Source organism: Arthrobacter bambusae (assembly GCF_030812595.1).
Taxonomy (GTDB): Bacteria; Actinomycetota; Actinomycetes; order Actinomycetales; family Micrococcaceae; genus Arthrobacter; species Arthrobacter bambusae_B.
Genome location: NZ_JAUSSZ010000001.1, coordinates 315,225 through 342,078 on the forward strand (window position 1 = coordinate 315,225; position 26,854 = coordinate 342,078).

Annotated in this window: 30 protein-coding genes, 1 pseudogene and 1 riboswitch; of the genes and pseudogenes, 19 read left to right on the forward strand and 12 right to left on the reverse strand. The window is 64.2% G+C overall.

Annotated features, from left to right (window positions below):
* Window positions 1–47: 47 nt before the first annotated feature.
* Entirely contained in the window at window positions 48–284 is a 237-nt protein-coding gene (locus J2S96_RS01495; protein ID WP_306859186.1) for a hypothetical protein, read from the forward strand.
* A gap of 102 nt (window positions 285–386) precedes the next feature.
* On the opposite strand, the gene J2S96_RS01500 is transcribed toward J2S96_RS01495, so the two are convergent.
* Window positions 387–668, reverse strand: a complete 282-nt coding sequence (locus J2S96_RS01500; protein ID WP_306859187.1) for a hypothetical protein — start codon at window positions 666–668, stop codon at window positions 387–389.
* A gap of 253 nt (window positions 669–921) precedes the next feature.
* Between J2S96_RS01500 and J2S96_RS01505 the strand changes: the two genes are divergently transcribed.
* Window positions 922–1,140 carry a hypothetical protein gene (locus J2S96_RS01505; RefSeq protein ID WP_306859188.1) on the forward strand — a complete coding sequence of 73 codons (219 nt, stop codon included), beginning with the start codon at window positions 922–924 and terminating at the stop codon, window positions 1,138–1,140.
* A gap of 38 nt (window positions 1,141–1,178) precedes the next feature.
* A complete protein-coding gene (locus J2S96_RS01510) occupies window positions 1,179–1,418 on the forward strand; it encodes a hypothetical protein (RefSeq protein ID WP_306859189.1) in 240 nt (79 codons plus the stop codon).
* Between the two features lie 35 nt (window positions 1,419–1,453).
* On the opposite strand, the gene J2S96_RS01515 is transcribed toward J2S96_RS01510, so the two are convergent.
* Entirely contained in the window at window positions 1,454–2,359 is a 906-nt protein-coding gene (locus tag J2S96_RS01515; protein WP_306859190.1) for an NAD(P)H-hydrate dehydratase, read from the reverse strand.
* On the reverse strand, window positions 2,343–3,113 hold the full coding sequence (locus J2S96_RS01520) for a histidine phosphatase family protein (RefSeq protein WP_306859191.1): 771 nt from the start codon (window positions 3,111–3,113) through the stop codon (window positions 2,343–2,345). Before J2S96_RS01520 ends, J2S96_RS01515 begins: the two co-directional genes overlap by 17 nt.
* Window positions 3,114–3,492: 379 nt before the next feature.
* On the opposite strand from J2S96_RS01520, the gene J2S96_RS01525 reads away from it, so the two are divergent.
* The 3 genes and pseudogenes from J2S96_RS01525 to J2S96_RS20135 all read left to right on the forward strand — a co-directional run.
* Window positions 3,493–3,915, forward strand: a complete 423-nt coding sequence (locus J2S96_RS01525) for a hypothetical protein (RefSeq protein ID WP_306859192.1) — start codon at window positions 3,493–3,495, stop codon at window positions 3,913–3,915.
* A gap of 3 nt (window positions 3,916–3,918) precedes the next feature.
* On the forward strand, window positions 3,919–4,122 hold the full coding sequence (locus tag J2S96_RS01530) for a hypothetical protein (RefSeq protein ID WP_306859193.1): 204 nt from the start codon (window positions 3,919–3,921) through the stop codon (window positions 4,120–4,122).
* A gap of 230 nt (window positions 4,123–4,352) precedes the next feature.
* A pseudogene (locus J2S96_RS20135) lies at window positions 4,353–4,958 on the forward strand (sigma-70 family RNA polymerase sigma factor); the annotation flags it as partial.
* 106 nt (window positions 4,959–5,064) lie between these two features.
* On the opposite strand, the gene J2S96_RS01535 reads toward J2S96_RS20135, so the two are convergent.
* Window positions 5,065–6,057 carry a glycosyltransferase family 9 protein gene (locus J2S96_RS01535; protein ID WP_306859194.1) on the reverse strand — a complete coding sequence of 331 codons (993 nt, stop codon included), beginning with the start codon at window positions 6,055–6,057 and terminating at the stop codon, window positions 5,065–5,067.
* Between the two features lie 79 nt (window positions 6,058–6,136).
* On the opposite strand from J2S96_RS01535, the gene J2S96_RS01540 reads away from it, so the two are divergent.
* The 7 genes from J2S96_RS01540 to J2S96_RS01570 all read left to right on the forward strand — a co-directional run bounded on the left by J2S96_RS01540 (window position 6,137) and on the right by J2S96_RS01570 (window position 12,917).
* Window positions 6,137–6,676 carry a D-glycero-alpha-D-manno-heptose-1,7-bisphosphate 7-phosphatase gene (locus J2S96_RS01540; protein ID WP_306859195.1) on the forward strand — a complete coding sequence of 180 codons (540 nt, stop codon included), beginning with the start codon at window positions 6,137–6,139 and terminating at the stop codon, window positions 6,674–6,676.
* Window positions 6,673–7,779, forward strand: coding sequence for a glycosyltransferase family 9 protein (locus J2S96_RS01545; protein WP_306859196.1), 1,107 nt, complete (start codon window positions 6,673–6,675; stop codon window positions 7,777–7,779). Before J2S96_RS01540 ends, J2S96_RS01545 begins: the two co-directional genes overlap by 4 nt.
* On the forward strand, window positions 7,776–8,804 hold the full coding sequence (locus J2S96_RS01550) for a glycosyltransferase (protein WP_306859197.1): 1,029 nt from the start codon (window positions 7,776–7,778) through the stop codon (window positions 8,802–8,804). Before J2S96_RS01545 ends, J2S96_RS01550 begins: the two co-directional genes overlap by 4 nt.
* Window positions 8,801–10,084: a glycosyltransferase gene (locus J2S96_RS01555; protein ID WP_306859199.1), complete on the forward strand. Its 1,284-nt coding sequence runs from the start codon at window positions 8,801–8,803 to the stop codon at window positions 10,082–10,084. Before J2S96_RS01550 ends, J2S96_RS01555 begins: the two co-directional genes overlap by 4 nt.
* On the forward strand, window positions 10,081–10,797 hold the full coding sequence (locus J2S96_RS01560) for a D-sedoheptulose-7-phosphate isomerase (RefSeq protein WP_306859201.1): 717 nt from the start codon (window positions 10,081–10,083) through the stop codon (window positions 10,795–10,797). The genes J2S96_RS01555 and J2S96_RS01560 overlap by 4 nt, the downstream gene beginning before the upstream one ends.
* A complete protein-coding gene (locus J2S96_RS01565) occupies window positions 10,794–12,164 on the forward strand; it encodes a PfkB family carbohydrate kinase (protein ID WP_306859203.1) in 1,371 nt (456 codons plus the stop codon). Before J2S96_RS01560 ends, J2S96_RS01565 begins: the two co-directional genes overlap by 4 nt.
* Before the next feature lie 63 nt (window positions 12,165–12,227).
* Window positions 12,228–12,917, forward strand: coding sequence for an SDR family oxidoreductase (locus J2S96_RS01570; protein ID WP_370872979.1), 690 nt, complete (start codon window positions 12,228–12,230; stop codon window positions 12,915–12,917).
* On the opposite strand, the gene J2S96_RS01575 is transcribed toward J2S96_RS01570, so the two are convergent.
* The gene (locus J2S96_RS01575) at window positions 12,883–14,055 is read right to left on the reverse strand and encodes a glycosyltransferase family 9 protein (RefSeq protein ID WP_306859207.1); all 1,173 of its coding nucleotides are present in this window, start codon (window positions 14,053–14,055) and stop codon (window positions 12,883–12,885) included. The two genes, J2S96_RS01570 and J2S96_RS01575, sit on opposite strands and share 35 nt — an antisense overlap.
* A 181-nt stretch (window positions 14,056–14,236) precedes the next feature.
* On the opposite strand from J2S96_RS01575, the gene rfaE2 reads away from it, so the two are divergent.
* The gene (gene rfaE2 / locus J2S96_RS01580; protein ID WP_306859209.1) at window positions 14,237–15,721 is read left to right on the forward strand and encodes a D-glycero-beta-D-manno-heptose 1-phosphate adenylyltransferase; all 1,485 of its coding nucleotides are present in this window, start codon (window positions 14,237–14,239) and stop codon (window positions 15,719–15,721) included.
* 58 nt (window positions 15,722–15,779) lie between these two features.
* On the opposite strand, the gene J2S96_RS01585 is transcribed toward rfaE2, so the two are convergent.
* The 4 genes from J2S96_RS01585 to J2S96_RS01600 form a co-directional block, all read right to left on the reverse strand.
* Window positions 15,780–16,454, reverse strand: a complete 675-nt coding sequence (locus tag J2S96_RS01585; RefSeq protein ID WP_306859211.1) for a DUF1345 domain-containing protein — start codon at window positions 16,452–16,454, stop codon at window positions 15,780–15,782.
* Between the two features lie 161 nt (window positions 16,455–16,615).
* Window positions 16,616–16,801 carry a hypothetical protein gene (locus J2S96_RS01590; RefSeq protein WP_306859213.1) on the reverse strand — a complete coding sequence of 62 codons (186 nt, stop codon included), beginning with the start codon at window positions 16,799–16,801 and terminating at the stop codon, window positions 16,616–16,618.
* Window positions 16,770–18,059 carry a magnesium transporter MgtE N-terminal domain-containing protein gene (locus J2S96_RS01595; protein WP_306859214.1) on the reverse strand — a complete coding sequence of 430 codons (1,290 nt, stop codon included), beginning with the start codon at window positions 18,057–18,059 and terminating at the stop codon, window positions 16,770–16,772. Before J2S96_RS01595 ends, J2S96_RS01590 begins: the two co-directional genes overlap by 32 nt.
* A gap of 63 nt (window positions 18,060–18,122) precedes the next feature.
* Window positions 18,123–19,784 (reverse strand): Nramp family divalent metal transporter, encoded by a 1,662-nt coding sequence (locus J2S96_RS01600; protein WP_306859216.1) that lies wholly within the window; start codon window positions 19,782–19,784, stop codon window positions 18,123–18,125.
* Between the two features lie 248 nt (window positions 19,785–20,032).
* Window positions 20,033–20,203, reverse strand: a riboswitch (M-box (ykoK) riboswitch).
* Window positions 20,204–20,250: 47 nt separating this feature from the next.
* On the opposite strand from J2S96_RS01600, the gene J2S96_RS01605 reads away from it, so the two are divergent.
* Complete coding sequence (locus J2S96_RS01605) at window positions 20,251–20,616, forward strand: ArsR/SmtB family transcription factor (protein WP_306859218.1); 366 nt, start codon at window positions 20,251–20,253, stop codon at window positions 20,614–20,616.
* Window positions 20,617–20,664: 48 nt separating this feature from the next.
* On the opposite strand, the gene J2S96_RS01610 is transcribed toward J2S96_RS01605, so the two are convergent.
* The 3 genes from J2S96_RS01610 to J2S96_RS01620 form a co-directional block, all read right to left on the reverse strand.
* A complete protein-coding gene (locus J2S96_RS01610; RefSeq protein WP_306859221.1) occupies window positions 20,665–21,267 on the reverse strand; it encodes an acyl-CoA-like ligand-binding transcription factor in 603 nt (200 codons plus the stop codon).
* Window positions 21,251–22,819: an MFS transporter gene (locus J2S96_RS01615; RefSeq protein WP_306859223.1), complete on the reverse strand. Its 1,569-nt coding sequence runs from the start codon at window positions 22,817–22,819 to the stop codon at window positions 21,251–21,253. The genes J2S96_RS01610 and J2S96_RS01615 overlap by 17 nt, the downstream gene beginning before the upstream one ends.
* Before the next feature lie 369 nt (window positions 22,820–23,188).
* The gene (locus tag J2S96_RS01620; protein WP_306859225.1) at window positions 23,189–23,728 is read right to left on the reverse strand and encodes a TspO/MBR family protein; all 540 of its coding nucleotides are present in this window, start codon (window positions 23,726–23,728) and stop codon (window positions 23,189–23,191) included.
* A gap of 142 nt (window positions 23,729–23,870) precedes the next feature.
* Here J2S96_RS01620 and J2S96_RS01625 point away from each other — a divergent pair, with 142 nt between their 5' ends.
* The 4 genes from J2S96_RS01625 (at window position 23,871) to J2S96_RS01640 (ending at window position 26,853) form a co-directional block, all read left to right on the forward strand.
* On the forward strand, window positions 23,871–24,260 hold the full coding sequence (locus J2S96_RS01625) for a low affinity iron permease family protein (protein WP_306859227.1): 390 nt from the start codon (window positions 23,871–23,873) through the stop codon (window positions 24,258–24,260).
* A gap of 196 nt (window positions 24,261–24,456) precedes the next feature.
* Entirely contained in the window at window positions 24,457–25,050 is a 594-nt protein-coding gene (locus tag J2S96_RS01630) for a carboxymuconolactone decarboxylase family protein (RefSeq protein ID WP_306859228.1), read from the forward strand.
* A gap of 10 nt (window positions 25,051–25,060) precedes the next feature.
* A complete protein-coding gene (locus J2S96_RS01635) occupies window positions 25,061–25,969 on the forward strand; it encodes an RNA polymerase sigma-70 factor (protein ID WP_306859230.1) in 909 nt (302 codons plus the stop codon).
* A 125-nt stretch (window positions 25,970–26,094) separates the two neighbouring features.
* Window positions 26,095–26,853: a LamB/YcsF family protein gene (locus tag J2S96_RS01640; protein ID WP_306859232.1), complete on the forward strand. Its 759-nt coding sequence runs from the start codon at window positions 26,095–26,097 to the stop codon at window positions 26,851–26,853.
* The last annotated feature ends 1 nt before the right edge of the window (window position 26,854 follow it).

The following is a 26,854-nucleotide window of genomic DNA, read 5'->3' on the forward strand; positions in this document are numbered from 1 at the left end:
CACTTTGCTTTGCAGCGGTCCTTCGGGCTTTCGCCGTCGAGGAACAAATGAACGCAACAGCACAGCTTTCCGGTCCGATCCGTCTCCATTTCGAAGGCCTCGGCACCATTACCCTGCCAGACACACGAACGCTTGCTTTCCTCGGGAGCGTGGGCGTACTCGCCGCCGTCGGGCTTGTCGAATGGCCCGTCGCGATCTTGTTTCTTATCGCGCGCCTGTTCGCCGGCAAGACCACGAGCCCGGCCCTGCAAGGGATCGCTGACGCTTTGGCGATAACCCGCTAAAAACCATCGGCTTTAATGGCAGCGGGCATGGTGTTCCGCAGAAAGTCGGGCAGAATTGAGCGCAGCTCCGGCCAGTCGGGCGCCGGAGCTGCGGACTTGCTCCTACCGGTGTGTGGCCGAGCGGGCGAAACGCTCGGCGACGTAGCTTCCCACGCCTACCGCCGCCACGACCGGCCACTCAAGCACGCCCATGACACCGGCGACGGCCAAACCGCCGAACCACAGAAGATGCTTCGGCTCGAAAGCGTCGGATCCCGGAATCATTGACTGCAGCGACGGAATCGTAATCGTCGTCCCTGCACTTTCCTGGGCATTCCCGCTCGAAGAGTTACCCCCGGACTGGGCGGAAGTGGTCGTTTCTTTGTCCTGCTGGGTCGTTGCCATAGCGGCCTCCTACATAAGGTGTGTGCTCGTGTTCCGGCGCGGAGACTCCGTACGGACAAGTTTACGACCATCAGCCGTTCAGGGACCGGCGAAAGTTCCCGTTATTCTCCGACGCCGCGCTTCAAAAGCCCACCGTTCCGGACAAGCCTTGCCGCTTGGCCGGCGAGGACGGGAAACGCTTCCAAGCGCCCTCGCAAGCGCCCAAGCAAAGCGGTCCCTCGACACTCGCACTTCGCAGGTCTACGTTGGGGACATGAGCGACGCGGAAGCCGAAAGAAGCATTCCCGAGGCAAGCACCCCTGAGGGCGTCCGTCCCGAAAAGAGCGGGGGACGCCGGCGGGAGGCGCCGTTGTCGGACGTTCCAGCGGAAGTAGAGGGAAGCAAAGTCGATCCCGACTTCGTTCCTGATGACGGGGATGAGAACCCGAACGAGAAACGGGCGAGGGAGCACCCCGAAGAGACCGGAAGCTGATTCCACCAGTACGACGAAGATGCGAGAGAGGGCCTGCAATGGGCGCTGAGGCGAAGAAACCGGAAGACGTAGTCCACGACGGCGTGCAGAACGGGGCTGATCCGGTCCCCAAGGAGCCGGGCAGCTCGGCACAGGTGCCGGGCGGCGCAACGGAGCGGGCGGCCGATGATGCGGCTGCGGACGCCGATTCGGACGACCCCACAGGTCCAGCCGAAGATCAGGACGAGGCCAAGCCGGATGGCCGGGGTCTCACCACTAAACTCTCACCGAGCGACTAGCGCGCAGCTCCAGCCCCCGGCTCGGCCCTGGATTCTCAGCTGCCAAGTTCCATCATCAGGGGAGGCAGTTCGTCGTTGAGTTCCCGGGCGAGGTAGCCGGGGCTCCCTTTTCGGCTGGCCAGCCTGTCGCCCGCCGCAGCGTGCAGATGAGAGCCCCAACACGCCGCCTGCACATCGCTCGTGCCGCGGGCCCGGAGTCCGGCGATCGTCCCCGCCAGGACGTCGCCGCTGCCGGAGGTGCCTAGTCCGCCCGAACCGGTGGTGAGTTCCCAGCAGCTCGGGGAGTCGCCGTCGTCGGCCTTTGCGGGTTCTGCGATCACGCCTTGGCAGGTGACGACGGCCCGAAACCGTGCCGCAGCCTCGGCGGTGTCACTGCGGAAGTCCTTCGGTTCCCTGCCAAGAAGCAAGCCCATTTCGGTCGGGTTTGGTGTCAGGATCACGCGCCCCGCCCACGGCCGGAGTTCCTTTTCGAAACGGTTCAGTATCCCCAACGCAAAGGCGTCAAGGATGATGGTCTGGCTGTCGATCTGCTGCCCCCGGTCCAGGATGTTTCGAAGCAGTCCGGCTGTCTCCTCCGGATCGTCGAGGCCCGGCCCGATGAGTATCGAGTCCGCTTGTTCCATTTCCGCTTCGAGGACATCCGTAGCTGCGGCGCGAACTGAACCGGAAGCAGTCTCCGGCAAGCCGACAACGCCGGCCTCGGGCATGGCCACCGCGAGCGCCACGGCCGCGGACTCGGCAACAGCCAGGGTGAGCCGCCCCGCGCCTGCACGCAGGGCGGCCGTCCCGGCGAGAAGTACGGCTCCGGGCGTTTTGCGCGCTCCACCAATCACGAGTACCGAGCCGCGTTCCCGCTTCCCGGAGCCCACCGCCGGAAGCGGCCATCCCCGCAGGAGGGTCGGTGTGACCGGGATGGACTGAAGGTCACCTGGGTCGGACATCCGCGTCGCTTCCGTGTTCAGTGACGGTTACGCCTTGTTCGGTGAGATGCTCCGCCACGTTGAAACTCTCCAGGGTCCAGGGGCCGTGACCGTCGGGCCGGGCGTAGCGCGTGAGGGAAGCATTCAGGATCGTCGTTGTGGAAGCCAGACCAAGGAGCTCTTGTTCGGTGAGTCCATCCAAGAGGTACCGTAACAGCAGGATGACGGCATCGTGGCTCACGAGGAGCACCCGTCTGGGTCCGGCGGGGTTTTCGAGTGCCGGGAGCACCGTTCGCAGCCGGAGTGCGACGTCGGCCCAGGACTCGCCGCCTGGCGGGCGGTAGTAGAACTTTCCCAGCCATCGCCGTCGTTGTGCTTCCTCCGGGAACCTGCGCTCGACACCCAAGGTGGTGAGCCTGTCCAGGATGCCCAGCTCCCGGTCGCGCAGCCGCTCATCGATGAGGATCGGAACGGTCCACCCGGCAGTTGCTGCCGCGATTTCCGCAGTGCGACGCGCGCGCACATACGGAGAACACCAGATTGCGTCCGGCCGCTCGGATACCGGCAGTTGCGCCAGGGACCGTCCGAGCCCGGCCGCTTGTTCCTCCCCGATACCGGAGAGGCCGACGTCGGCATCCCTCGCCGGTACAGCGATCACTTCGGCGCCCGAAAGGGCCGCATTGGAAGCCGCGACGTTTCCCTGGCTTTCGCCATGACGGACCAGTATGAGTTCGATGGATCCTCTCGCGGACTGTTCAGGACGGATATCTCCCACAGGACCTCCTCAGCCGTGGCCGGGGTTCGCACCGGTGTGAACGGGCGAGCCGTCGGCGGGTGCGCCATACGTTACCGGCCCCCTCGGGGAAAGACCATAGCCAAGGGAACCCTTGCCAACGATCAGCGCGACTCCTAAAGTACTAAGCATGCAGACTACTAAGTGTGCTTAGTATTTTACGGGTGACCCAGCGCCCGGCCAAGGCTGCCGACGTCCCGAGGAGCCTAGTCCAGGAATTGTCTTGTCCGGGAATTGTTCGAAGCCTGCCGGGCGTGGGATCACTTCCCCGCATGAGGGGCGAACCGCAGGGATGAAGAAGCGGGGGTGGGGACGCGTGGCGCGCTCATCCTCACGGAGCAGGGTAGGAGGAGTGAGGGTAATGGCCGTAGGAGACAACATCCGCAAGGCGGCAGAAAACGCGATGGAGGACCTGGCCGGGGTTTCCCAACCGACGGACGACGGGAATGTCCCCGAGCCCGGCACGCGGGATGACGACGTGCAGAGCTACTCCTCGATCAGTGAAGGCTCAAACGCCGCGCATGATGCGGCGCCCGAGGCAGCGGCCAAATCCCCTGGCGTGGCCGGCGGAACCAGGCGGAGCGGCAGCGATGATGCTCGGGTCCGGGAATCCGCTTCGGAAGAGAACGACGACGGGACTGGTACCCGCGAGGTCCGGGAACCGCGGGATGTGCCAGGTCCTGCCGGGTTGCCGGAACCGGATCCCGCGCAGTTGCGGGCGGACCCCTCTGAGGCTGGGGAGGACCCTTCCAGCACGCCCGGGCGGGTTGGACCGGAGGAGTAACTCATGGGATCCCTCAAAGACCGGAAGAAGTTCAGGGACATCAAAGTGGGGGACATGGTCGAAATCAGCGGACTTGACTTCCAGGTCCGCTCCGCTGTGCGGCGGGGACGGATTGTTGAAGTCGAGGTTCAGGAGAACGACGGAGCCGTAATTACCATCAGCGGTGTTCCCGGCGCACGGATTCTCCTCGCACCCAAATCCCGGTAGCGCGTCCCGCTTGTTTTCATGACGAGAGTGCTTGTCCGACAGGCAAGGCTTGTTTAATAAGCATGCTTATGATTCCCTGCTCTAAAGTCTTGCAGCAGGCTCGTGGCCTCTATGTGGAGCGGTGTTGCATGGAAAATCCGCCCTCGTTGCCAATTTTCGAAAACCCAGCCGATAGCGTCGAGATCCCGGGTGACGTCCACGGTAGTAGTCGTTTGCGCGGTGTCTTTGAGATGCGCGGTGTCTTCGAGAATCGCTTGGTCCTACAGCATCTGTATCTCGCGGAGGTGCTCGCGGCCCGTTTCGCCGGCGGCGCGCGGGAACGTGCCGACCTCAGGCAGGTCGCGTACCTGGGGCTCGTGAAGGCGGCCAAGACGTTCGATCCTGGCAGGGGGTCCACCTTCATGGCTTACGTTATCCCTACCATCCGGGGCGAGCTGAAGCGCTATTTGCGGGATCACTGCTGGATGATCCGGCCTCCCCGGAATATCCAGGACGCACGGACGGTCCTGAATAAGGTCCAGGACGAGTTGACTCAACGACTTCAGCGCGTCCCGACCGACGCCGAGGTGGCACACGCGATGGGAGTTTCCTTAACGGTCGTCCGCGAGGCCAGGACCGCCGGCCAAAGCATGCAATTGGAAACCCTCGACGCCACGGGTCCTTGTTCTTCGCCGGAAGGCATGGTCGCGGCTTCCCACGACGGCGGCATTGAACAGCTGGAAGACATGCTCTGCCTGCGCGAGGCTCTTGAGTCCCTGGACCCGGCGGACAGGGATTTGCTATACAGGCGCTTCTATTTGGAGGAAACCCAATCGGAGTTGGGACGAAGGCTCGGTCTATCCCAAATGCAGGTTTCCCGCCGGCTCGCCAGGATCCTGATGCAACTTCAGCGGATCCTGTCGGATGAACCTTTAGCGGAATCCGAACTCAGCGAAGCGCAGCTCAAAGCACCCCAAGGTCGCCAAGCGCGCCAAGGACATCTTGCACCTGTACCGCCAGGAGCGCGGGGTCCGGGTCGGGTGCAAAGAGGATGCCCCGGCGAAGGTCCGCCCTCGTTAGCACGCGGTGCGGGCCGGGAGGCGGTCCCCACCTGTCCTCGGACGCAGGACCGAACAGAACTACCGACGGCCGGCCATAAGTGGACGCCAAATGGGCCGCTCCCGTATCAGCGGTGACCACGAGCCGACTGTCTGCGACGTACGCTGCGAATTGGCCCAGGGAGAGAGACCCCGCTTTGACCGCCTCGTCAGCAAGGCCGGCTAATGCGGCTGTGGTCAATGCCCGCCCACGATCCGACTCTCCGCCGGTAATCACCACCCGATGGCCTCTGGCCGATAATTCACCGGCAACCGCCGCGAAGCGTTCCACGGGCCAGAGCCTGCTACCGCTGGCGGCTCCGACATGGACAACGCTGGCGCCCATGTTCGCGCCGACGGCGCCGAATGAGGGCCGTTCGAGGCTGCACTCTGAGGCATCGGCCGGAATCCCGTGCCAGCGAAGCAGACGGCACCATCGCTCCCTTTCGTTCATTTCCTCCACCCACACGGGACCGTCCGAACCGGACCCTTTGTCAGCGGGGGAGCGGTGCCCGATCGTCCGATTCGCCCGGAGTTCGCTAATCAGGGCCTGGCTCTCGGGACCCTTGCCGTGCAGGTTGACCGCGACGTCGACTGTTCCAGGTTCTAGCGCAATTGCGGTTTCCAAGCCTGCCGTGGGTAGGAGTTCCCAGCCTGGTAACAGGGCAACTATGTCCGAGAGCCATTCCGGCGCGGCAAGTGTCAGGCGATGTCCTGGGAACGCCCGCCGGAGGGCGTGGAAGGCGGGAACCCCGACGAGCAGATCCCCCAGGCCAAGTGCGCGCAGGGCCAGGAGCCGGGGACGGTCGCGTGTGGCCTGGGGTGCTGTCAGTGGAGCCTCCTGAGCGTGCGTCGCCATCTTTCACCTTTCCGGTGGCTGGCCGAAAAGAAATTGCGGAAGCGGGTTTAGTTCCAGCGTTTGTGGGAATTAGGAAGGTATGGAAGCCGAGGCCACTACTCCGGTCCGGGCCATCCTATTCGACAGGGATGGCACGCTGATAGAGGACGTACCGTACAACTCCGATCCCGCGAAGGTCCGCGCGATGAAGGGCGCGGTCAGCGCTCTCCGACTCGTTCGTCACCGGGGCCTCTCGACTGGGGTCGTGACCAATCAATCAGGGGTAGCTCGCGGAATCTTCGGCAAAGATGACGTTGACCGCATCAACGGCCGGGTCGAGGCACTCCTAGGAGAGTTCGACGTGTGGGAGGTCTGCCCGCATGCTCCGGAGGACGGTTGCGAATGCCGGAAACCTGCCCCGGGCATGATCATAAGTGCCTGCCGGAGGCTGGGAATCGTCACGGCCGAGGTCGCATACATCGGCGATATCGGCAGCGATATCGAAGCTGCACAGTCGGCGGGGGCCAGGAGCGTGCTGGTACCGACGCCCGCGACAAGGATCGAAGAAATTGAAGCCGCGCCCTTGGTGGCCAAAGACCTCCTGCAGGCCGTCACGTTGGTATTGGGGCAAGCAGCGTGAGCCCGGTTCTCGTGGCTCGCCTCGACGGCGCCGGAGACGTCCTCTTGGCCGGGCCCGCCGTGCGCGCAGTTGCCAGAGGCCATGATGCCCGCACGCCCGATCGACTGTTGTTCCTTTGCGGTCCTGAGGGGCAGGCGGCGGCCGCCATGCTGCCGGGCGTCACGGAAGTCTTCAGCTGGTCCGCCCCTTGGATCGTGAACCCTCCCGTTGAAGCGACTATTGCGCATCTGGACCAACTCGTGAACTATGTCCGCGACTCCAGGATCGGTGAAGCAGTCATACTGACGTCCTTCCATCAGTCGCCCCTGCCCCTCGCCCTTTTGCTCCGGCGTGCGGGAGTGCGACGGATCACGGGTGCGTCCACGGACTACGCGGGATCCCTTCTCGACGTCAGGCTCATTCCCGGGGAGGACTTTCCTGAGGAACAACCCGAAGCGCGGCGTGCCCTTGGGATTGCGGGCGCCGCTGGCTTCCATTTGCCGGCCGGAGATGATGGAAGGCTGCAAGTCTCAGGTGTCGCCGATGCACGGGCCCTTGTGGGGGACGGACCCTACATCGTGGTCCATCCCGGTGCCGCCGTCCCGGCCCGGTCCTGGCCGGTCCTTCACCATGTTGCCGCCGTTGAGCTTCTTCAAGGCGCCGGACGTCGGGTCGTCGTGACCGGCGGCCCCGGCGAAACAGACTTAACCGCCACAGTTGCCGGCCCGTCGGCACTCGATCTCGGCGGCCGGACGGATTTCAAGACCCTGGCGGGGGTCATCGCGGGTGCGAGCGTCCTCATAACCGGCAATACCGGACCCGCCCACTTGGCCGCCGCAGTCGGAACGCCCGTGGTTTCGCTGTTTTCCCCGGTGGTACCGGCGATCAAGTGGGCGCCTTACAAAGTGCCGCTCGAGCTGCTCGGGGATCAGGAGGCACCGTGCAAATTGAGCCGGGCCCGCGAATGTCCAATTCCCGGACATCCCTGCCTTGCCTCCGTCAGCCCCGAGCAGGTGGTTGAAGCGGCCGAGCGGCTGATCCACGGCGTGGCCTCGATTTCGTCCCGTCTGCGAACACCGCCTCCGGTGGATCCGCCGCTCGGGGACTGGAGGGACCTGCGATGAGGCTTTTGCTGTGGCATGTACACGGTTCGTGGACCGACGCATTCGTCCGGGGCCGCCATGAGTACCTCCTGCCGGTCCTCCCGGAAGGAGGGGCCTGGGGTTTGGGCCGGGCGGACCGGCCGTGGCCGGACTCCGTCCGGGAGGTATCGTTGGCGAGCCTGGAGGCGGATAGCATTGACGCCGTCGTCCTCCAGCGCCCTGAGGAGATAGCAGAGGTGTCGCGTGTCCTGGGCGTTCGTCCGGGTCCCGAACTGCCGGCAATCTATGTCGAGCACAACACGCCAAAGGGGAACGTACCCTTCGCCCGGCATCCCTTGGCGGAGCAGCGCGACATTCCCATTGCCCACGTGACGCATTTCAACGAGCTCTTCTGGGACAACGGATTGGCGAGGACGTTGGTGATCGAGCACGGAATCCCGGACCCCGGCTACCTCTACTCCGGAGACCAGGCCGAGCTGGGCGTGGTGGTCAACGAACCCGTCAGGCGGGGCCGCGTCACAGGGACCGACCTCCTTCCCCGCTTCGCGTCGGTTGCCCCCCTCCGGGTCTTTGGCATGCGCGCCGCAGAATTGCCCGAGGCTACCGGTATCGGCCCTTCGCGACTGACCGTACGGGGCGATTTGCCTACGGCCGGGCTCCACGCCGAGCTCGCGCGATGCCGGGCTTACCTGCATCCGATGCGGTGGACCTCCCTGGGTTTGTCACTCCTGGAAGCGATGCATCTCGGGATGCCGGTGCTGGCCCTGGCCACGACGGAAGCCGGCCGGGCCGTTCCGCCCGAAGCCGGGGCCATTTCCACTGATGTGGATGAGTTACGCCGGTGCGCCCGGATGCTCGTGGACGAACCGGAGGAAGCACGACGGCGGGGTCTCGCCGCCCGGGAGGCGGTACTGAAACGCTACGGCTTGGCCAGGTTCCTGGCCGACTGGGACGCGGCCCTCACCGCGGTAGCAACACAATCCGTCGAATCACTGCGACACGAACAACGAGTCCTGGTCTCGGACCGAGAAAGGAACACGCGTTGAAAATCGCCATGGTTTCAGAACACGCCAGTCCCTTGGCTGCTTTGGGCGGGGTGGACGCCGGCGGCCAGAACGTCCACGTCGCCGCACTGTCTGCCGCCCTGGCGCGCCGCGGTCACCGGGTTACCGTGTACACGCGCCGCGATTCGACGAAGCTTGCCGCGCGCGTCAAGGTGATGCGTGGCTTCGAGGTGGTGCACGTTGACGCCGGCCCGCCATGCCACGTCCCCAAGGACGAGCTCCTTCCCTATATGGGAGAACTCGCCGAGGGGATGGTGCGGGACTGGGCAGCCGGAGTGCCGGATATTGTGCACGCGCATTTTTGGATGTCCGGACTTGCCGCCCTCAAGGCGGTCCACCGAGAATTCGCCTTCCAGGGAGCGGACGGCACGAGGGGTACCCCGCTCCCGGTAGTCCAGACCTTCCACGCCTTGGGGACCGTGAAGCGGCGGTACCAAGGTTCAAGCGATACCAGCCCGGTGGAACGCCGTCACCTGGAACCGTTGGTGGGGCGCTCGGTGGACCGGATTCTGGCCACCTGCCCAGATGAGGTCCTGGAACTGAAAGCGATGGGCATCGACCCCCTGAAGGTCTCCGTCGCTCCGTGCGGGGTGGATCTCGCCAGGTTCACCCCGGAGGGGGAGGTGGAGGCGCGAAATCGAAGCCATCGGATCCTCTCGGTAGGCCGCCTGGTGCCGAGGAAGGGCGTAGACCTGGTGATCCAGTCGTTGTCGATCCTTCGGGATTCGGGGATCGGCGACGTCGAACTTGTCATTGCCGGAGGCGGCGCCGAGGGCGAGGACTCCGCCATGGACCCGGAAGCCCGTCGCTTGCAGGATGCCGCCGAAAGGTATGGCGTGCGGGATCAGGTCACGTTCCGAGGGCAAATGTCGCGCGACGCCATGCCCGCACTGTTCAGGAGCGCCGACGTCGTGGCATGCACGCCGTGGTACGAACCGTTCGGAATCGTGCCCCTCGAAGCAATGGCCTGCGGCATACCCGTAGTGGCTGCCGCGGTGGGCGGGCTGCAGGACTCTGTGGTGCATGGCGAGACAGGGTTACACGTTCCCCCCAAGGACCCGCAGGCGATCGCGTCGGCCATCCACTCTTTGCTCACCAATCCAGCATTTGCCCGGAAGCTCGGGAAGGCTGGCCGCAAGCGTGCCCAGTCGCGGTTCTCCTGGGAACTTGTTGCCGCGGAGAGCGAAAAAGCCTATCTCCTGGCGATTCGGAAGACGCTTGGTGCGGCGGAGGCTGCAGTCATGCAAGGAGCGGCATCGTGAGTATCGAGCGCGCCATGAACAGCTTGGCCGTGCCGGACGTGCGCCGGACCGGGCTTGGCTCCCTGTCTACGGACCGCGCGGAAGGGCAGGGCCCGGTCCTTCTCGAGGCCGACCCCTTGACCGCAGTCCTCAGCCATCTCGACAATGTGATTCCCGCCTTGGCGTCACTGCGGAAACAAGCCGAACACCTCACGCAATGGGGCTGCGAACTCGCCCTCCGCCTCCTTTCCGGGCAACGGCTCATGGTAGCGGGAAACGGCGGCTCGGCCGCGGAAGCCCAGCATCTGACCGCGGAGCTTGTGGGGCGTTTCGATGGCGAACGCCGGCCATTCTCAGCGATCGCGCTGCACGCGGAAACGTCGGCCGTGACCGCTATCGCGAACGACTACGGGTATGAGGAAGTCTTCGCCCGCCAGGTCCGGGCGCATGGCCGCGCAGGCGATGTCCTCCTCCTCCTGTCAACGAGCGGCAGGAGCCCCAACCTCCTCCGGGCGGCGGAGGCCGCAAAAGTCTCCGGAATCGCAAGCTGGGCCCTCACCGGTCCGGGGCCGAACCCCTTGGCTGAAAGCTGTGACGAAGCCGTGGCGATAGATGCCCTTGCGGCGAACTCCCAAGAGGGCCATTTGATCGCCCTGCACGCGGTATGCCGCGCGTTTGACTCCGTCATCGCGCGAACTAGCCGCGAACCAAGGACTGAAGGAATCCGGCCATGAGGATCGTCGTCGTTGGGGACGTCCTGCTCGACGTCGATGTCATCGGTGAGGCCTCGCGGCTTTCTCCGGACGCGCCTGTGCCGGTCGTGGACGTATCCAAGGAGGAAGCCAGGGCCGGCGGAGCCGGACTTGTCGCCCGCATGCTCGCGAATGAAGACCATCGAACGACTCTCGTGACAGTCCTCGCCGACGATGAACCAGCACGCCGGCTGCACGAAACACTGGGTGGCATCAGGATGGTCGCGGGCCCCTCCAAGGCGCAAACGCCCGTCAAGACCCGGGTACGGGCCAACGGGCAATCGATCGTCCGCTTCGACCACGGCTGGCGTAAACCGCCCATGCCCGAAGTCAGCGACGCGATGCTGCGTGAGGTCGCGGAGGCGGACGCCGTCGTCGTGGCCGATTACGGCCGGGGACTCGCTGCCAACCACCGGCTCCGAAGTCTGCTTGAGAGCATGGCCGATACGGCCCATATCGTATGGGACCCCCACCCTGCCGGGGCACCGCCCGTGAGTGGCGTCTCGGTGGTGACCCCCAACCTGGCTGAGGCGACACTCATGGCAAGTAGCTTCGCGGCCGCGACCGGGCTGCCGGGAAACAGGCCGGCCGCCCTTGCAAGCGCTCTGCTTGATCACTGGTCCAGCCAAGCCGTGGTGGTGACCTTGGGTTCGCAGGGAGCCCTTTTCATGGATCGGCGGTCCCGGTCTCCGCTAAGCATTCCAGTACCGTCAGCGATCCCCGGAGATACCTGCGGTGCCGGGGACAAACTCGCGGCGAGCCTTGTAGCGCGCTTGGCTGAAGGACTCGGGACTGAGGAAGCCGTGGTCGTCGCTGTAAATGATGCAGCAGAGTACCTTCGCGCCGGGGGAGTAGGCGCACTTGCCCGATCTTTCCCGTCCACTTTCCCCACAGAAGCTGACGCGCTGGCTTTGGCGCGGCGCATACGTTCGCGCGGAGGAACGGTCGTTGCGACCGGAGGCTGCTTCGAGCTCCTCCACGCCGGGCACGTGAGGTCGCTGACCGCCGCGCGCTCCCTGGGCGACTGCCTGATCGTGTGCCTGAACTCCGACGACTCCGTCCGTCGGATCAAAGGCGAACAACGGCCGATCATGATGCAGGAAGACCGAAAAGAACTCTTGCTCGCAATGGAATGCGTGGATGCCGTCCTCGTGTTCGACGAGGATACGCCCGCAGCGTGCCTGGACATGCTCCGTCCGGACTTGTGGGTGAAAGGCGGCGACTACGATGCCGCCCAATTGCCCGAACGTGAGTTGGTGGAAAGCTGGGGCGGAAGCTGCACCACTGTTCCCTACTATCCCGCCAGGTCGTCCAGCCACTTTGCCGCCGCCCTCGACCGTGTCGGCTAATCCCCTTTGACGTGTATCGGAATCAGGCAATCACCTAGCGATTGGAACACAATGAACCAAGTGATGAGCAAACCAGGACGAGTCCTCGTGACGGGCGGCGCTTCAGGCCTCGGCGCAGCAGTGGTCGACGCCGTCCTCAAGGCCGGGGGCGTCCCTGTCGTCCTCGACCGGGACACCTCCACGGTGACCGCGGCGAAATCGTATGAAGTCGACGTGACCGACAGGGCCGCCGTCGTCCGGGCCGTCAACGACGCTGCCCGGGAATTGGACGGCCTCGACGCGATTGTTACCGCCGCCGGAATCGACCGTTGCGGTCGGCTGGAAGACGTCGACGCCGAGGAGTGGGAGCGCGTTATCGGCGTCAACCTGCTCGGAACAGTTTCGGCCGTCCGGGCCGCTCTGCCGCACCTGAAGGAGGCACATGGGCGGGTGGTCACCGTTGCGTCGACGCTCGGCAAACGCGCCGTCTCGGATGCGACCGCATACTGCGCGTCAAAGTTCGGTGTTGTCGGATTCAGCCAAGCCTTGGCCGCCGAAACGAGCGGTGAAGTCGGAGTGACCACGCTCATACCCGGTGGAATGAAGACGCACTTCTTTGATGACAGGGACGAGCAATACAAGCCGCAGGACGATTCAAAGCTCAATGATCCTGCCGTCGTGGCCGGCGCAGTGCTCTTCGCCCTTTCGCAACCTACGGGCTGTGAGATACGGGAGCTGCTCATTTGCCACGAGAGCGAAGGTTCATGGCCATAAGGGCCGCGGCATCCTCATAGACGTCCTCCGCGGAAATACCCAGGATGAGCGAATCGTTGTGTTCGCACCGCGGCGCCGTCCATCCGACCTGGGTGACGTCCACGCCGCACGCCGGACAGCGCGTCACCCAGGACATATGGATCCTGTGGAACGCCCGGCCGAGCGGCCCGGCGGAAATCACGTTGCCCATCCAATAGATACCAACGGTCGGAGTCCCGAGGGCCTGGGCCAAATGCCGGGGACCACTATCGTTGGCGATGAGCACGTCGCTCATGGCCAGCAGCGCGCACAATTCACCGAGGGTGAGCTCTCCAGCCCACGAAATGATGTGGGGTGCCCTGGCCGCGTGGAGGACTTCTGCTGCCAATGGGCGGTCTGCCTCGTCCCCTATCAAGACCACAAGGCAACGATCTTTCGCTGCCCGCCTCGCTACTTCCGCGAACCCGGTGTGGGCCCAACGACGCCGCGGATCTGTTGCACCGGCATGAATGGCGACCACCTTATGGCTGCCCACTCCACCGTCGATGGAAGCCAGGCGCTCGCGGACGTCCGCTATGTGGTGGTCCAGCGCCGTGAGGCGTGGCTCGAGTACCGCCGGGGGAGCCCCGGCCAGCCCTGCGACCTCAAGGCTTCGGAGCGGCTCGTGCTGGTAATACAGATATGGAAGATTTCGTTCGAGGGGCGGTGCATCCGGGGTTCGCGACCCGACGGTGTGGCGTGCCCCGGTTCGTTGCAGGAAGCCGTTCGAGTACCTGCCCCCGCCATGGAGTTGCAGGCCGAGGTCGAACTTCCGCGATGCCATGTCAGCGAAAAACGCCGAAAGCTCGTCATCGTCGGAGCCTTCTCCCGGCCGCCCCGGACGGACACCCTCGGAGACCGGCACGATGGTCGCCTCATCAAACGGTCCGTGGGTCTGGGAGAGCAGGGCCGCTTGTATCGGGGTACCGAGGAGCGTTACCGAGGCTCCGGCGTAGGCCTGCTTCAGCGACTCTACGGCGGGGAATGCGAAGAGCAGGTCTCCTATGCCACCGCCCCTTAGCACGGCGATCCTTGAGACATCCCCGAATTTCTCGAGGATGGGTCCCACCCCTCGGCCAACGATGGGCGCCTGGCCAGTTCCTGTGTCGAAATACTCCACCCGATTCCCTCCAAAATCGCCCGTCCTCCGAATCGCCCGGTCCTCCAAATACTGTCAGGTCCGCGCCACGGATTCACTGCAGCAGTATTGCGACAAAAACCTGGCTTGTCTTTCACTCCAGCCGTCTAAAACCGATATTCCGGGGTACAGAGTCCGTAGGCACGGTTGAGAGGACTCTCCGGTGAACGATTTATCGCAGCGGCAGGCAATCACCGCCCAATTGCCTGCTGAATTGGCGGCGTCGGAACAGCGCGTCACCGTGGTCGGCGATGTCATCCTTGATGGCTGGTGGACCGGGTCTGTCGAGCGAGTCGCCAGGGAGGCGCCGGCGCCGGTAGTGGACGTCCTTCGTCGCGATTTTGCTCCGGGAGGCGCAGCCAACACTGCAATGAACCTTGCCGCGCTGGGTGCGCATGTGCGCCTTGCCGGCGTTACGGGATCCGACGAGGCAGGCGAAACGTTGCGGCAGAAACTGCAAACGGCCGGTGTGGATGTTGGCAACTTGTTGGCGTGCCCGTCCCTGGCCACAACCACGAAGATGCGCATCACCAGCGGGGGACAGGTCCTGCTGCGCGTCGACGAGGCAGTCCGAAACGTGCCGGCTTCCGTGCTGGAAGAACTCGCTGCTTCGATTCCAAGCCTCCTGGATGGCCAGGCTGCGCTCATCGTGTGCGATTATGGCAACGGCTTGCTGACGGGCGCTGTCAGGGATGAGCTACTTCGTGTCCTCTCTTCGCGTTCGTCTTCGTTGTTGGTCATCGTCGATGCCCACGAGCCCCGGAAGTGGTCCGGGTTGAAACCCGACCTCGTCACCCCCAATGCCAAAGAGGTCGCCCGCCTCCTCGGCGCCGATCTCGGTCAAGGCGAGGACCGCGTAGCCACGGTCCTCGACCACGGGCCGCTCCTGTTGCAGGAAACGGGAGCACGCGCCGTCGTCGTTACCCTCGACCGTGACGGGACTGTGCTGATTCCCCCCGATGGCGCCATACACCGCACATGGGCTCGACCGGCGGCAGAGAAGCGGACGTCGGGAGCCGGGGACACCTTCGTTGCGGCGCTCGCCCTCGCCCGTTCCGCTGATGTTCCGCTGACAACCAGCCTGGATCTGGCGCAGGCTGCGGCCGACGTGGTCGTCCACGATTTCGGCACATCGGTCTGCGGTACAGCCGAACTCAGCCGGTACCTGGAGAGCTTCACGGGCGCCGCTTTGACCGTGGATGAACTGGAACGGCACATCCAGGCCCATCGGAGTGAAGGCAAGCGGATTGTCTTGACCAACGGGTGCTTCGATGTCCTCCACAGCGGCCATACACGATGCCTGAACCAAGCGAAGCAACTGGGCGACGTCCTGATCGTTGCGCTGAACAGTGACGCCTCGGCACGAAGCCTGAAAGGCCCGGACCGGCCAATCAACGCGATCGAGGATCGCGTCGCTGTGGTTGCCGCGCTGAGTTGTGTCGACTACGTGACCGTCTTTGACACCCCGAATCCCGTTCCGCTCCTGCAGAGAATCCGACCGGACATCTACGCCAAAGGCGGCGACTACGCGCCGGACATGCTTGAGGAAACCCCGGTGGTGGAGAGCTACGGTGGAGTTGTTTCGATCCTCGACTACGTCCCGGAACACTCCACCACCGCATTGGTCGAACGAATCCGGAAGCCGTAGCCAAGCGATGAACCGCCATGGCTGTGGGGGCAACTTCGCGGCGGGAACGGATTGTCAATCAGTGGATGAGGCCTGAGACCAGGTTGATGGTCGTTGCCAGGACGATGGCTCCGAGCAGATAGGACAGCAGTGCCTGGCGGAGCACAGTGGTGCGGATGGCCTCTGTTTTCAGGTCGGTGTCCGAGACTTGGAAAGTCATTCCGACGGTGAAGGAGAGGTAGGCGAAGTCAAGGTAGCGCGGGGGTTTGTCCTCGTTGAAGTCGACGCCGGTTTTGTCCCGATAGTAGATGGAGGCGTAGCGCAGGGTAAAGAGGGTGTGGACGAGGAACCAAGACAAGGCCACACTGCCGAGCGCCATCGCGACGATGGCCGCCTTCGTCCCGCCCTGGGCGTTGGAGGCTTCGAGCAAGATCAGGGCAACCCCGGCGAAACTGGCAACGGTAGCAGCCAAGACCAGGACGTCTGAGGCTGCACGGCCCGGATCTTCGCGCCGTGCGTGGGCTGCCGTGGTTTCCGCGTCCTGACGTCTGATGACGGCCCAGACCCAGATGAGGTAGGTCAGGGACGCAACCGCCCATCCCACGGCCGGGGCGTAGGCCCATCGCGTCACCGTTCCGGTAGCCAGCGCAGCGGCAAGGCCCAGGATGATCATTACAAGAACCCGCAAACGTGAATGGTGTGCCCGGGTGTCGAAGTTCAGTTCCGCTCTTTCGGCTCTGTCAGGTGTACTCATGGACTGATCATCCCAGCTCCGCGGTGAAGACCCCTTCCCCGTAGCGCCCGCGTGTTGCCCAGAGCCCGGCCGGAAGGACGGCGGGGTGTCGCGATGGATCGGCGAGGATCCGGGCGAAGCAGTCAGGGCCCCCGGGAGGGGCCGGTGCGCCGTCGGGATGCCTAGCGGTGCAGGCGGCCCTGGGCGGCCGTGGTCTCGTGGGCCTGGCCACCGGGCCCGCGCAGGATGTGGGCGATTCCGACGGCCAGCAGGCTACCTGCCGGCGGACCTGCGAGGGAGACCCACAGTCGGGTGAAGTCGGCGGAGATACGGGAATCAGCGGCCGCTTTGCGTCTGGGAACCGGCATGGTTGCTGCCGTGGCGGTGTTCGCGGCGGGCCCAGTCGCTCGGGATTGCCGCTTCGAGCGCGTCGTCAACGGTGATGACACCTAGAATCCGGCGTTCGGCATCCAGCACGGGAAGGGTGAGCAGGTTGAAGTCTGCCATGGTGGTGGTGACGTCGATGATGTCGTCGCCGGGCTGTGCGCTGACGGGCTCCGGATCCGCCACGTCGCTGAGCTTCTTGTCCTGGTCTGACTGCAGGGCATGGACGAGGCCGATGACCCCTGCAAGTGTTCCGTCAGGGTGGAGGGAATAGATGGTTGTCAGGGCTTCAGGTTGTTGGGTGGTGGCATTTCGGATGCTGTTGATCGCCTCTGCGACCGTGGCGGTTGAGGGGAGTGCCGTGAAGTCGGTTCCCATGAGCCCTCCGGCGGTTGCGTCGTGGTAGCCAAGGAGGGCCATGACCTTGGCGTGCTGGGGTGCCGGGAGGAGGGAAAGGATCGCTGTGCGGCGTTCCTGGGGCAGCTCCATGACGGCGTCGGCGGCGTCGTCGGCACGCATGTGGGCCAACACCTCCGCGACGTCATGGTCGCTGCGGTCCTTCAAAATGCGCGACTGGCGGTCGTCGTCGAGCTCTTCAAAGACATCCGCCTCAAGCTCGGGATCGTTGTGTACCTGTGCCAGGAGTTCGTGCTGTTCCTTGTCTGAGGAATTCTCGATGAGGTCGGCGATCTGGGCCGGCTTCATTTTGCGGAATCGTGCCGATCCTGAGCGCACGGTGCTGGAATCTTGGTGCCCGATGAGGGGCAGGAACTGGTTCCAGTCGCGGGTGGCGTGGGGTTTGTGGCGGCGCTCGGTCCGGAACCAGCGGGGCTTGTGCACGTCGAGTCCAGTGGCCTCCCACACGGCTCCGTTGTGGCCGAGTTCGATGTCGTAGGCCTTGACCATGATGGTGCGTTCGGTGTCGATGAGGCGGTGGCCCAGGACGTCTTCCTTGAGCAGCACTTCGCCTTCACGCCGGCTGAACGGGCGCAGGTCCAGCTTGGCGGTGCGCAGCAGGACGCGGTCTGCCTCGATGCCCGCGACGTCCTCGGCCGTCGTGAAGATCCGGGTGTTGCCCACATTGACGACGAGGCCGCTGAGTGTGGGGTAGGCCCCGTCGCGGAGACGGACGATCACGTCGGCGAGGACGCCGATCTGGTTCCCTTTGGAGTCGAGGACGGGCTGGCGCAGAAGCGTTGAAAGCATGAAGCGCGGTGCGCTGGATGAATCTTGGGTGCTCATCGGGGGAGCCTTTCAGGTGTTGGGGGCTTGACGGGCCTGTTGTGGAATCTACGCTCTGCGCGTTCAGCCGCCAATAGCCAGCTGAACCACACGGACAATGACCAGGATCATCGCGATCAGGAGGTAGGCGCGCAGGACAGTAAGCCCGGCCCTTCGGGCGGTGGAGAGCTTCGGTGCCTCAAGCAGCGTCAGGGGAGGCATTCTCCATTCGCGGCGGCCGGCGTGGCTGACGGCAACCGCGGCGGGGCCGGGGCGGAATGCCCGGTAGATTACATATCCGATGCAGCCGAGCAGGCACGCACCTGCCCCGATGAAGATGATCGCGACAATGGTTTCCCCCGTCATGTCCGGGAACAGGACGCTGGACGTCAGCACCAGGGACAGGATCACGAGGATGCCAATGATGAACGCGGTGAAAACGTTCAGGAATTTGCCGTTGACCCACGGTCCGAGCACTTGCTTGTCGTTGCACAGCAACAGTAGGAACACGGTGGCGGAGGGCAGCAGGACACCGGCGAGCACTTGGACTCCGACCGTGAGCAAGCCCAGGGGCGCTCCGGGGATCAGGACGATGATTGCCGAGATCAGCAGTATTCCCGCGAAGACGGCGTAGAAGCCTTTGGCGTCGGAAAACTTGCGATGCAGGGAGTGTTTCAGGCCAAGGACGTCACCGAGCGCGTACGAGGTGGACAGGCCAACGGCTGCGGCACCGATGATCGAAGCGTCAATCAGCGCGATGGCGAAGAGCACACCGGCGGCCTTTCCCACGTACCTTTCGAGCCCGACGGCGACTCCTCCGGCGTCGGTGAAGTTTCCGAATTCAGGCTGGCCGGCGAACGTCGCGGCCGTGAACCCCATGATTGCCGCCGCACCGACAACAACGATGGCGATCCCGATCCAAAGATCGGCCTTTTCGTAGTTGATGAAGCGCGGAGTGATGCGCTTGTCAATCAGGTAGGACTGCTGGAAGAACAACTGCCAAGGCGCAATGGTGGTGCCGACGATTCCGATGATGAGCAGCGTCACTGTTGACAGATCCGAACCAGCAGGGACGCCGGGAACCACGAAGTCGTGGGCCATCTGGCCCAGGCCCGGGTGCACCATCACAACGATCGGAACCAGCAACAGGGACCCTGCCACGAGGATCATGCAGACGCGTTCGAAGCGCTTGAATGACCCTGTGGAGGCTGCCCCGATGATGATGGCTGCCGCCACGAGGACTCCGATCTCCTTCGGGATGCCCAGGTAGTCCAGGCCGAGGCTGATACCGATAAATTCCGTCACGATCGTCAGGGCGTTCAGGATGAACAGGTCGATCACGCTGAACGCGCCCCAGAACTTACCGAACCGTTCAAGAATGAGGCGTGCGTGCCCGACACCAGTGACGATACCGAGCCTGAGCACCATTTCCTGGTTGACGTAGAGCACAGGAACCAGCAGCAGCAGGGTCCACAACAGGGACGTGCCGTAGTTCTGGCCGGCCTGAGTATAGGTGCCGAATGCTCCGGCGTCGTTGTCTCCGACCATCACGATCAGCCCAGGCCCGACGACGGCCAAGAGAGTCTTCAGCTTGGCCTTCCACCCGTTGCCGGAACCTTCCTGGTCGACCTTGATGGTGCCGAAGGCACCCTTGATGTCGCCGATGTGCGCACTATCAAGGGATGCCGGTGCTTTCTGTGCCGCGGGCATGGTGGGCTGTGGATCCGTGGGGATGTTTGTGGGCATGGGTTGTCCTTCCCGGGACATGAAGACATCCAACCGTGGCATGCGGAACGCACTGCCGGCATGGCATCCGGGTGGAGTCGCGGGCGACTAGTGGGGGAACAAGCGCAGGCTCAAGCTGCGCCAGAAGCTGGATTCAGCGCCGCGCCGAGGCGGCACCGCTGGATCGACTATGATCACCACTCATACGGTGACCACCTCCAATCGGCACTCTGCACAGCCAGGGAGGAGGCCGGGCATCCCACCCGGCGGTTGCCCCTCCTCGTAAGACCTTTGGCACTTCGCGGCGTGAACCCGGCGTTCCGGGAGCCAATCGGGGCAACCCCTTAATCCGGGGGAGCCTGTCCTGACCCGGGGCGTCTCTCGACGTTGGGGGTCGCTGGCATGTATCCGCGAAGGAGCCTCAGCTAACGAACGGCACCTTGCTATCTATATATACCTCATTTTATCCGTATGAAACAATATAAGCATGGATGCAGATAACGCCCTGTCCGGCTGCGAGCCCGACAGCCAGTACGTCGAGCTAGCCGTAGAGGTCTTTGTGATGCTTGCCGATGCCACCCGTGTGCGAATCATTCTCGCGCTGCGCGACGGTGAGTTGCCCGTTACCCAATTGGCGGAACGGGTCCACAAATCCCAGGCATCGGTATCGCAGCATCTGGCCAAGTTGCGCCTCGGCCGCGTTGTCACCACAAGGCAGGCCGGTACCCGCGTGTATTACCGCCTGGCGAACGAACACGTCCGCCAACTCGTCACGGATGCCATCTTCCAGGCCGAACACTCCCTCGACGGAACACCCCGCCACCACCGCGCTGAAATCACGGACGAAGCCTGAGCCGGCGCAGCTTCGTTTGGCGCGGCTATTCCTGGGGTGGCTTGGTGCTCACGGTTTGAGGAGGGACTGCAACTGCAGGAGTGCTTCGTCGAGTACCGTAAGCATGCGCTCATGAGGGTTGTCCGCCCAGCGGTACATCGCCGAGAGTGCGACGCCGAGGAGGCACCCAGCCAACGTGCGGACTTTGACGTCATCAACGGCCAGTCCCAGACGCGCTGCAAGGAGTTCATCTGCGTCGGTGCTTGAGAGCACAAAGAACTGGTCCGATGCGACTGAGCGCAGTTCCGGAACCTGGAAGATCAGCCGGACCCGTTGTTCGAGATCTTCTATTTCTGAAGCGGGCAGTGCTCCGAAGGTTTCGCCCATGGCGCGGCGGATAGCTTCGATGGGTCCGTATTCAGGCGGCTGATCCATCAGCGCCCTGGTCAAGAAGGGGTCGTATTCGTCGCGAAGCACGACGTCTTCCTTCGTGGGGAAGTAACGGAAGAACGTGCTCGGCGAAATATCCACGGCCGCTGAGATCTGCTCGACGGTCGTGCCGGTGTAGCCATTCCGGCGGAATAGTTCCAGGGCTGCTCGCTGAATCGCCTGACGGGTTCGGGTCTTCTTGCGTTCGCGCAATCCGATCTCCGGCTTATCCTCCAGCGCCAACGTCGTTCCCCTCTCGCAGCGTGGTTGTGTCTTGGTCGTGCTCGTTTGTCCGCGGCATCCTCGCTGGAATGAAGAGCAGCGCAAGAATCAGCCCGGCCACGGCGAGGCCCGCGCTCACCAGCAATGCTATGTCCATGCCTCGCATGAATGCGATCTCCACCTCCCGCGCGATTGAGGCCGACCCAAGTTCCCGGGCGACGGCGAGGCCACCGAACACGCTGGAGCGCACGACGACGGCGGCCGCTTCCGGAACGCCGGTCAGCGCCAGATTGGCGATGTAGGCGCTGCTGAGAAGGCTGCCTAGAATCGCGGCACCAAGCGGTGCGCCGAGCTTCTGCATGGCCGACATGATCGCCGACCCGATGCCGGCACGCTCGGCCGGAAGCACAACCAAAGCGGTCGATGCCGCCGTGGTCAAGGCGAGCCCGATACCAAGGCCGAACACGGTCAGCCAGGCCAGCGTGAAAATGCCGGGGGACGATGCGGTGGTTGTAGATCCAACCGCCAGTCCAGCGGCCATCAGTGCAAACCCGCAGGCTGTAGTGAGCTTGGGCCCGATGGCCGCGACCACGCGATTCGCCGGGATCGCGCCGAGCATCAATCCGCCGATGAGGGGAAGAAGACTGAAGCCAGAGCCTTGGGCGTCAAATCCCAGGATCGCCTGGAAATATTGGGGCACGGTGAACATCACGCCGACCATGGCCAGCAGTCCGACTGCTGCAAGAATCGAGCCCCAGGCAAACGCGGCGGAGCGGAAGAGGCTCAGGTCAACGAGCGGCTGGCCATGTGGTCGCCCGCCGAGAAAGCGCTCCCACAAACAGAACATGACCAGAGCAGCTACGCCCCCGGCGAGCGAGCCGAGCGACCCCGGGTCGTTCCAACCTTTTACTCCAGCCTCGATGAGTCCATACACGACGATCGCGGTGCCGCCACTGACCAAAAACATCCCCAGCGGGTCAAGTCCCGGCTTGGCGGGGTCGCGCGATTCCGGCACTGCCACGAGGACGGCAATGATTCCAATGATCACGACGGGCACGTTCATCAAGAAGACCCAGCCCCACCAAAAATGGCTGAGGAGCCACCCTCCCAGGATCGGTCCGATCGGCATGGCGAGGAAGTTCGCGGCCGCCCACAGGCCAACGGCGCGGGGCCGTTCCTCCTCGGAGAAGATGACCGTGATCACACTCAGGGCGGTCACAGTCAGGCCGGCACCCGCAGCGCCGAGGATGATTCTAGCGATGATGAACATCCCGGGGTTTGCTGCGTACGAACACGCCGCGGATCCTAGGCCGAACATCACCAGCGAGGTCATCATGACTTTCTTCCGGCCGAAACGATCGCCGAGAACCCCTGCCGGCAGCATCGCCGCCGCAAGTGCCAACGCATAGCCTGCCGAGAACCACTGCAACTCTGACTCCGCTGCGTGCAGCCCCGTCGCTAGCGTGGGCAACGCGACACTAAGCACCGTGATGTCGAGCCCAACCGCGAGGACGGCGAGCATGATGGCCCCCAGCGCCCACCAGCGCCGGTTGTCGAAAGTTTCCATCTTCATGGCTTCCGCCTCCCATTTGCCATCTGGGGTGCATTTCCTGCGTTAATGAAAGTCTATGGTAAATAAGTGTCACTTTCAATAGAAGGTCACTGTCATAATTTTCGCCCCTCCGGACCGTCTTCGTGAGCGGCACTGCACCGGAGCACCCAAGCACCTCTTGGTCTTCGCCGGCTTTTGCATCGGCTGGGTGACGACGACGATCGCGCGGTTCGTCTACCCGCCGCCCAAACGCTGGGGAGTGGGTCGGGTCCATGGCTGATGCGATGCGTGGGGGTAACTCAACGCGGGGGTAGTTTCTATCGACGGATTGGAGATGGAACGCTTCCTACCACTGACGCGCGGCGGAGCCCGCTGGCTGGCAGGGCCTTGTTAGTTGTTGGCCGCGGCATAGAGGTTCAGGCTCGCTGAGAACACGATCCAGGAAATGTAGGGCAGCATGAGCAGTCCCGCCGTCCTGTTTATAAGGCCGAACAGGACGGTTGTGGCTGCCACGGCCAGAGCCAGAGCGGCGATGAGGAGAAGGGCAAGCCATAGTGCGGCGTCGCCCCATGTCGGGTACATGCCGAAAAAGGTGGGTGCCCACGCCAGGTTGAGCAGCATTTGGACACCGTACGCCGTCATGGCTCCGCGGGTTTTGGCCGACCGTTGGCGCCAGACCAGCCACGAAGCCACGGCCATCGCCGTGTACAACACCGTCCAAACCAAACCGAAAACCCAGCCCGGCGGCGTCCACGGCGCTTTGCTGGCCGTTGCGTACCAGCCGGAGGCATTGCCAAGGATGACCATCGACCCCAGCCAAGACACCGTGAAGGAGACAACGAGAAATCCCAGGAGTGCCGTGACTTGGCGCGCGAAACCCGTCCGGGGCTTCGAAAGCGGCCCACTCGTCTGTCGGGATTCAGCCGGCACTTGGTCCACCTTGTTCAATCGAGTGTTGGACTTACAGTCTGGCAGTCTCCCAGGCTGACCCTACCCACCGCAGGCCCGCGCCGGTGATGTCCGGCCAGCGTGTCGTCGCCACCGGGCTTCGGCGTTCGGGCACTATGGGGGCATGGACAAGGGGAAAAGGGAAGAGCACCAGGACTTCTTCACGCGGTTCACCTCCAGGACGGCCAAGGTACTCGGCCACGCCTGGGTGTTCGCGGGGGCTGTCGCCGTCCTCGTCCTGTGGGCCGGTACGGGCCCGTTCCTGGGCTTCTCCGACACTTGGCAGCTCGTGATCAATACCGGCACGACCATCGTGACGTTCTTGATGGTGTTCATCATCCAGAACACCCAGAACCGCGACTCCGCGGCCATGCACCTGAAAATCGATGCCGTCATGAGAGAACTGCAGATCACGAATTCCAAGCTCTACTCGGCAGAGGAAGAAGGCGAGAAGGAACTCGAGGAGCAGCGCCGGCGCATGGAGGGCCAGGACGGAACCGGGCCCGCATCCTGAACCCCAGGCGTTCGCCCCGTTGTCCCGCGCCGAGTTTGCCGGGACAAGCGTTTCGGCCTGGAATTCCGGAGCTTGGGTCATTCTTCCATCCCAATCCTCTCCGTGAGCTGAGAAATTAACAGCCGGGGCTGTCACACATTCCGTCCGGCCGGTGTCTTCATGGCGTAAGGCAAGGAAACCGACCCCAGGAGGAATCATGACCACCCGGATCCCAGCCGCAGAGATCACCGGACTTTACGGCACCCTCATCAAGAAGTTCAGCGCTAAAATGTTCGGCAAGGTGCCGGAATCGCTGGGCGTCATGTGGCACAACCCGGCCGTGCTCAAGGCGTCCATGGGCATGGGGCAGAAGCTGCAGAAGTGGAACAGCTGCGACGAATCGCTGAAATCCTATGCCCACATGGCGGTGGCGTCGCTGATCGGCTGCACGTGGTGCCTGGACTTCAACTACTTCATGGCGCACAACAAGGGCCTCGATTTGGACAAGGCGCAGCAGATCCCGTGCTGGCGCGATTCCAGCGTCTTCACGCCGCTGGAACGCGACGTGTTGGAGTACGCCGAGGCCATGAGCACCACGCCGGTTACCGTCAGCGACGAGCTCGCCGCCCGATTGCTGGAGCAGCTCGGCGCGGCGGCGCTAGTGGAGCTCACGAGCGTGATCGGCTACGCCAACCTCACCACCCGCGGCAACGTGGCGCTCGGCATCGAGTCCGAGGGCTTTTCTGATTCGTGCGGCCTGAAGCCCCTCGCAGCGCCGGGTCCCTCGCGCTCCCGGGCGGGCGCGCGGTAGCGTGGCGGGTATGCGCAGCAGCGGCACTTCCGGCACCACAGACAGCCTGGAGCTTTTCACCACGCACCGCAGCCTCCTGTTCACCGTTGCCTATGAGATGCTCGGCTCCGCTGCCGACGCGGAGGACGTGGTGCAGGAGGCCTGGATTCGGTGGGCCGGCCTCGATGCCGGGGTCCGTGCGGAGGTTCGTGACCCGCGGGCCTACTTCGTCCGCATCGTCAGCCGCCAGGCGCTGAACCGGCTGCGGACCTTGAGTCGACGGCGGGAAGAGTACGTGGGCGAATGGCTGCCCGAGCCGCTGCTCACCGCGCCGGACGTCGCCGAAGACATTGAACTGGCCGAGAACGTCTCGATCGCCATGCTCGCGGTCCTCGAATCGCTGACCCCGGTGGAGCGGGCGGTTTTCGTCCTGCGAGAGGTCTTCGACGCACCCTACGAGGAGATCGCGGAAGCGGTGGACAAGTCGACGGCGGCCGTCCGTCAGATCAGCAGCCGTGCGCGTTCGCATGTGGCGGCACGCCGCCCCCGGATGCAGGTGGACCGCAGCGAGCAGCAGGCCGTCGTCGAACGTTTCCTCGCCGCAGTCACCACCGGCGACGTGCAGGGCCTGATGGATGTCCTGGCCCCGGACGTTGTCCTCGTCGCCGACGGCGGCGGAATCGCGCAGGCCTCGCGGGTGCCTGTGTACGGCGTGAAGAAGGTGATCAATCTGCTGCGCCCGTTCCCGCAATGGGCGGTCAATCCGAAAGTCGCCCTGCTTTGGCTCAACGGCGGCCTCGGCATCCGGATCGACGACGAAGCAGGCGGCCCGTCGCTCATCAGCGTGGTGGTCGAGGACGGCCGGATTGCCCGGATCTTCGCGATGCGGAACCCGGACAAGTTGGGTCGCGTCGAGGAGGAAACCCGGCTGGCGCGCTAGCTTCCCATCGGGAACCGCGTGCCCAGGGCATTTCGATGACGGCGGCTTAATCCGCCGGAAGATTGTTGAACAATCTCGGGTTTTAGTGCATCCTTGAAGGACACCAAACCGAGACGGAGATCACAATGCCCAGCATCGATCTGAACAGCGACGTCGGCGAGTCCTTTGGGAACTGGTCCTTCGGCGACGACGCCGCCATTTTTGAAAGCGTGTCCAGCGCCAACGTCGCCTGCGGGTTCCACGCGGGGGATCCTGTCGGCATCATGGCCACGTGCCAGGCTGCCGTGAAGGCCGGCGTCACCGTCGGCGCGCACCCCGGCTACCGTGACCTGGCCGGATTCGGCCGCCGTTTCGTGGACATGACCCCGGCCGAGCTGACCGCAGATGTCGTTTACCAGATCGGCGCGGTCCAGGCGATGGCCCTCGCTGCCGGAACCGCCGTCCGCTACGTCAAGCCGCACGGGGCCCTGTACAACACCATCGTGAACCATCCGCAGCAGGCCGGCGCCGTGGTTGCTGCCATCCTCGCCGTGGACCCCACGCTGCCCCTCATGGTGCTCCCGAACTCCGAGATCCAGCACCAGGCCGAAGCCGCCGGGCTCCGTACCGTGACCGAGGCGTTCGCTGACCGCGCCTACAATCCGGACGGCACCCTGGTCTCCCGGCGCGAACCCGGCGCCGTGCTGCACGAGGTTGCGGACGTCGTCGAGCACGTCCTGCGCCTCGCCACCGACGGTGTGGTCCGAGCCATCGACGGCTCCTTGGTCCCCGTCAATGCTGAAAGCATCTGCCTTCACGGCGACACCCCCGGGGCTGTGGCCATGGCCGCAGCCGTCCGCGCCGCACTCGTGGACGCCGGCATCCAGATCCGGAGCTTCGCCTAGC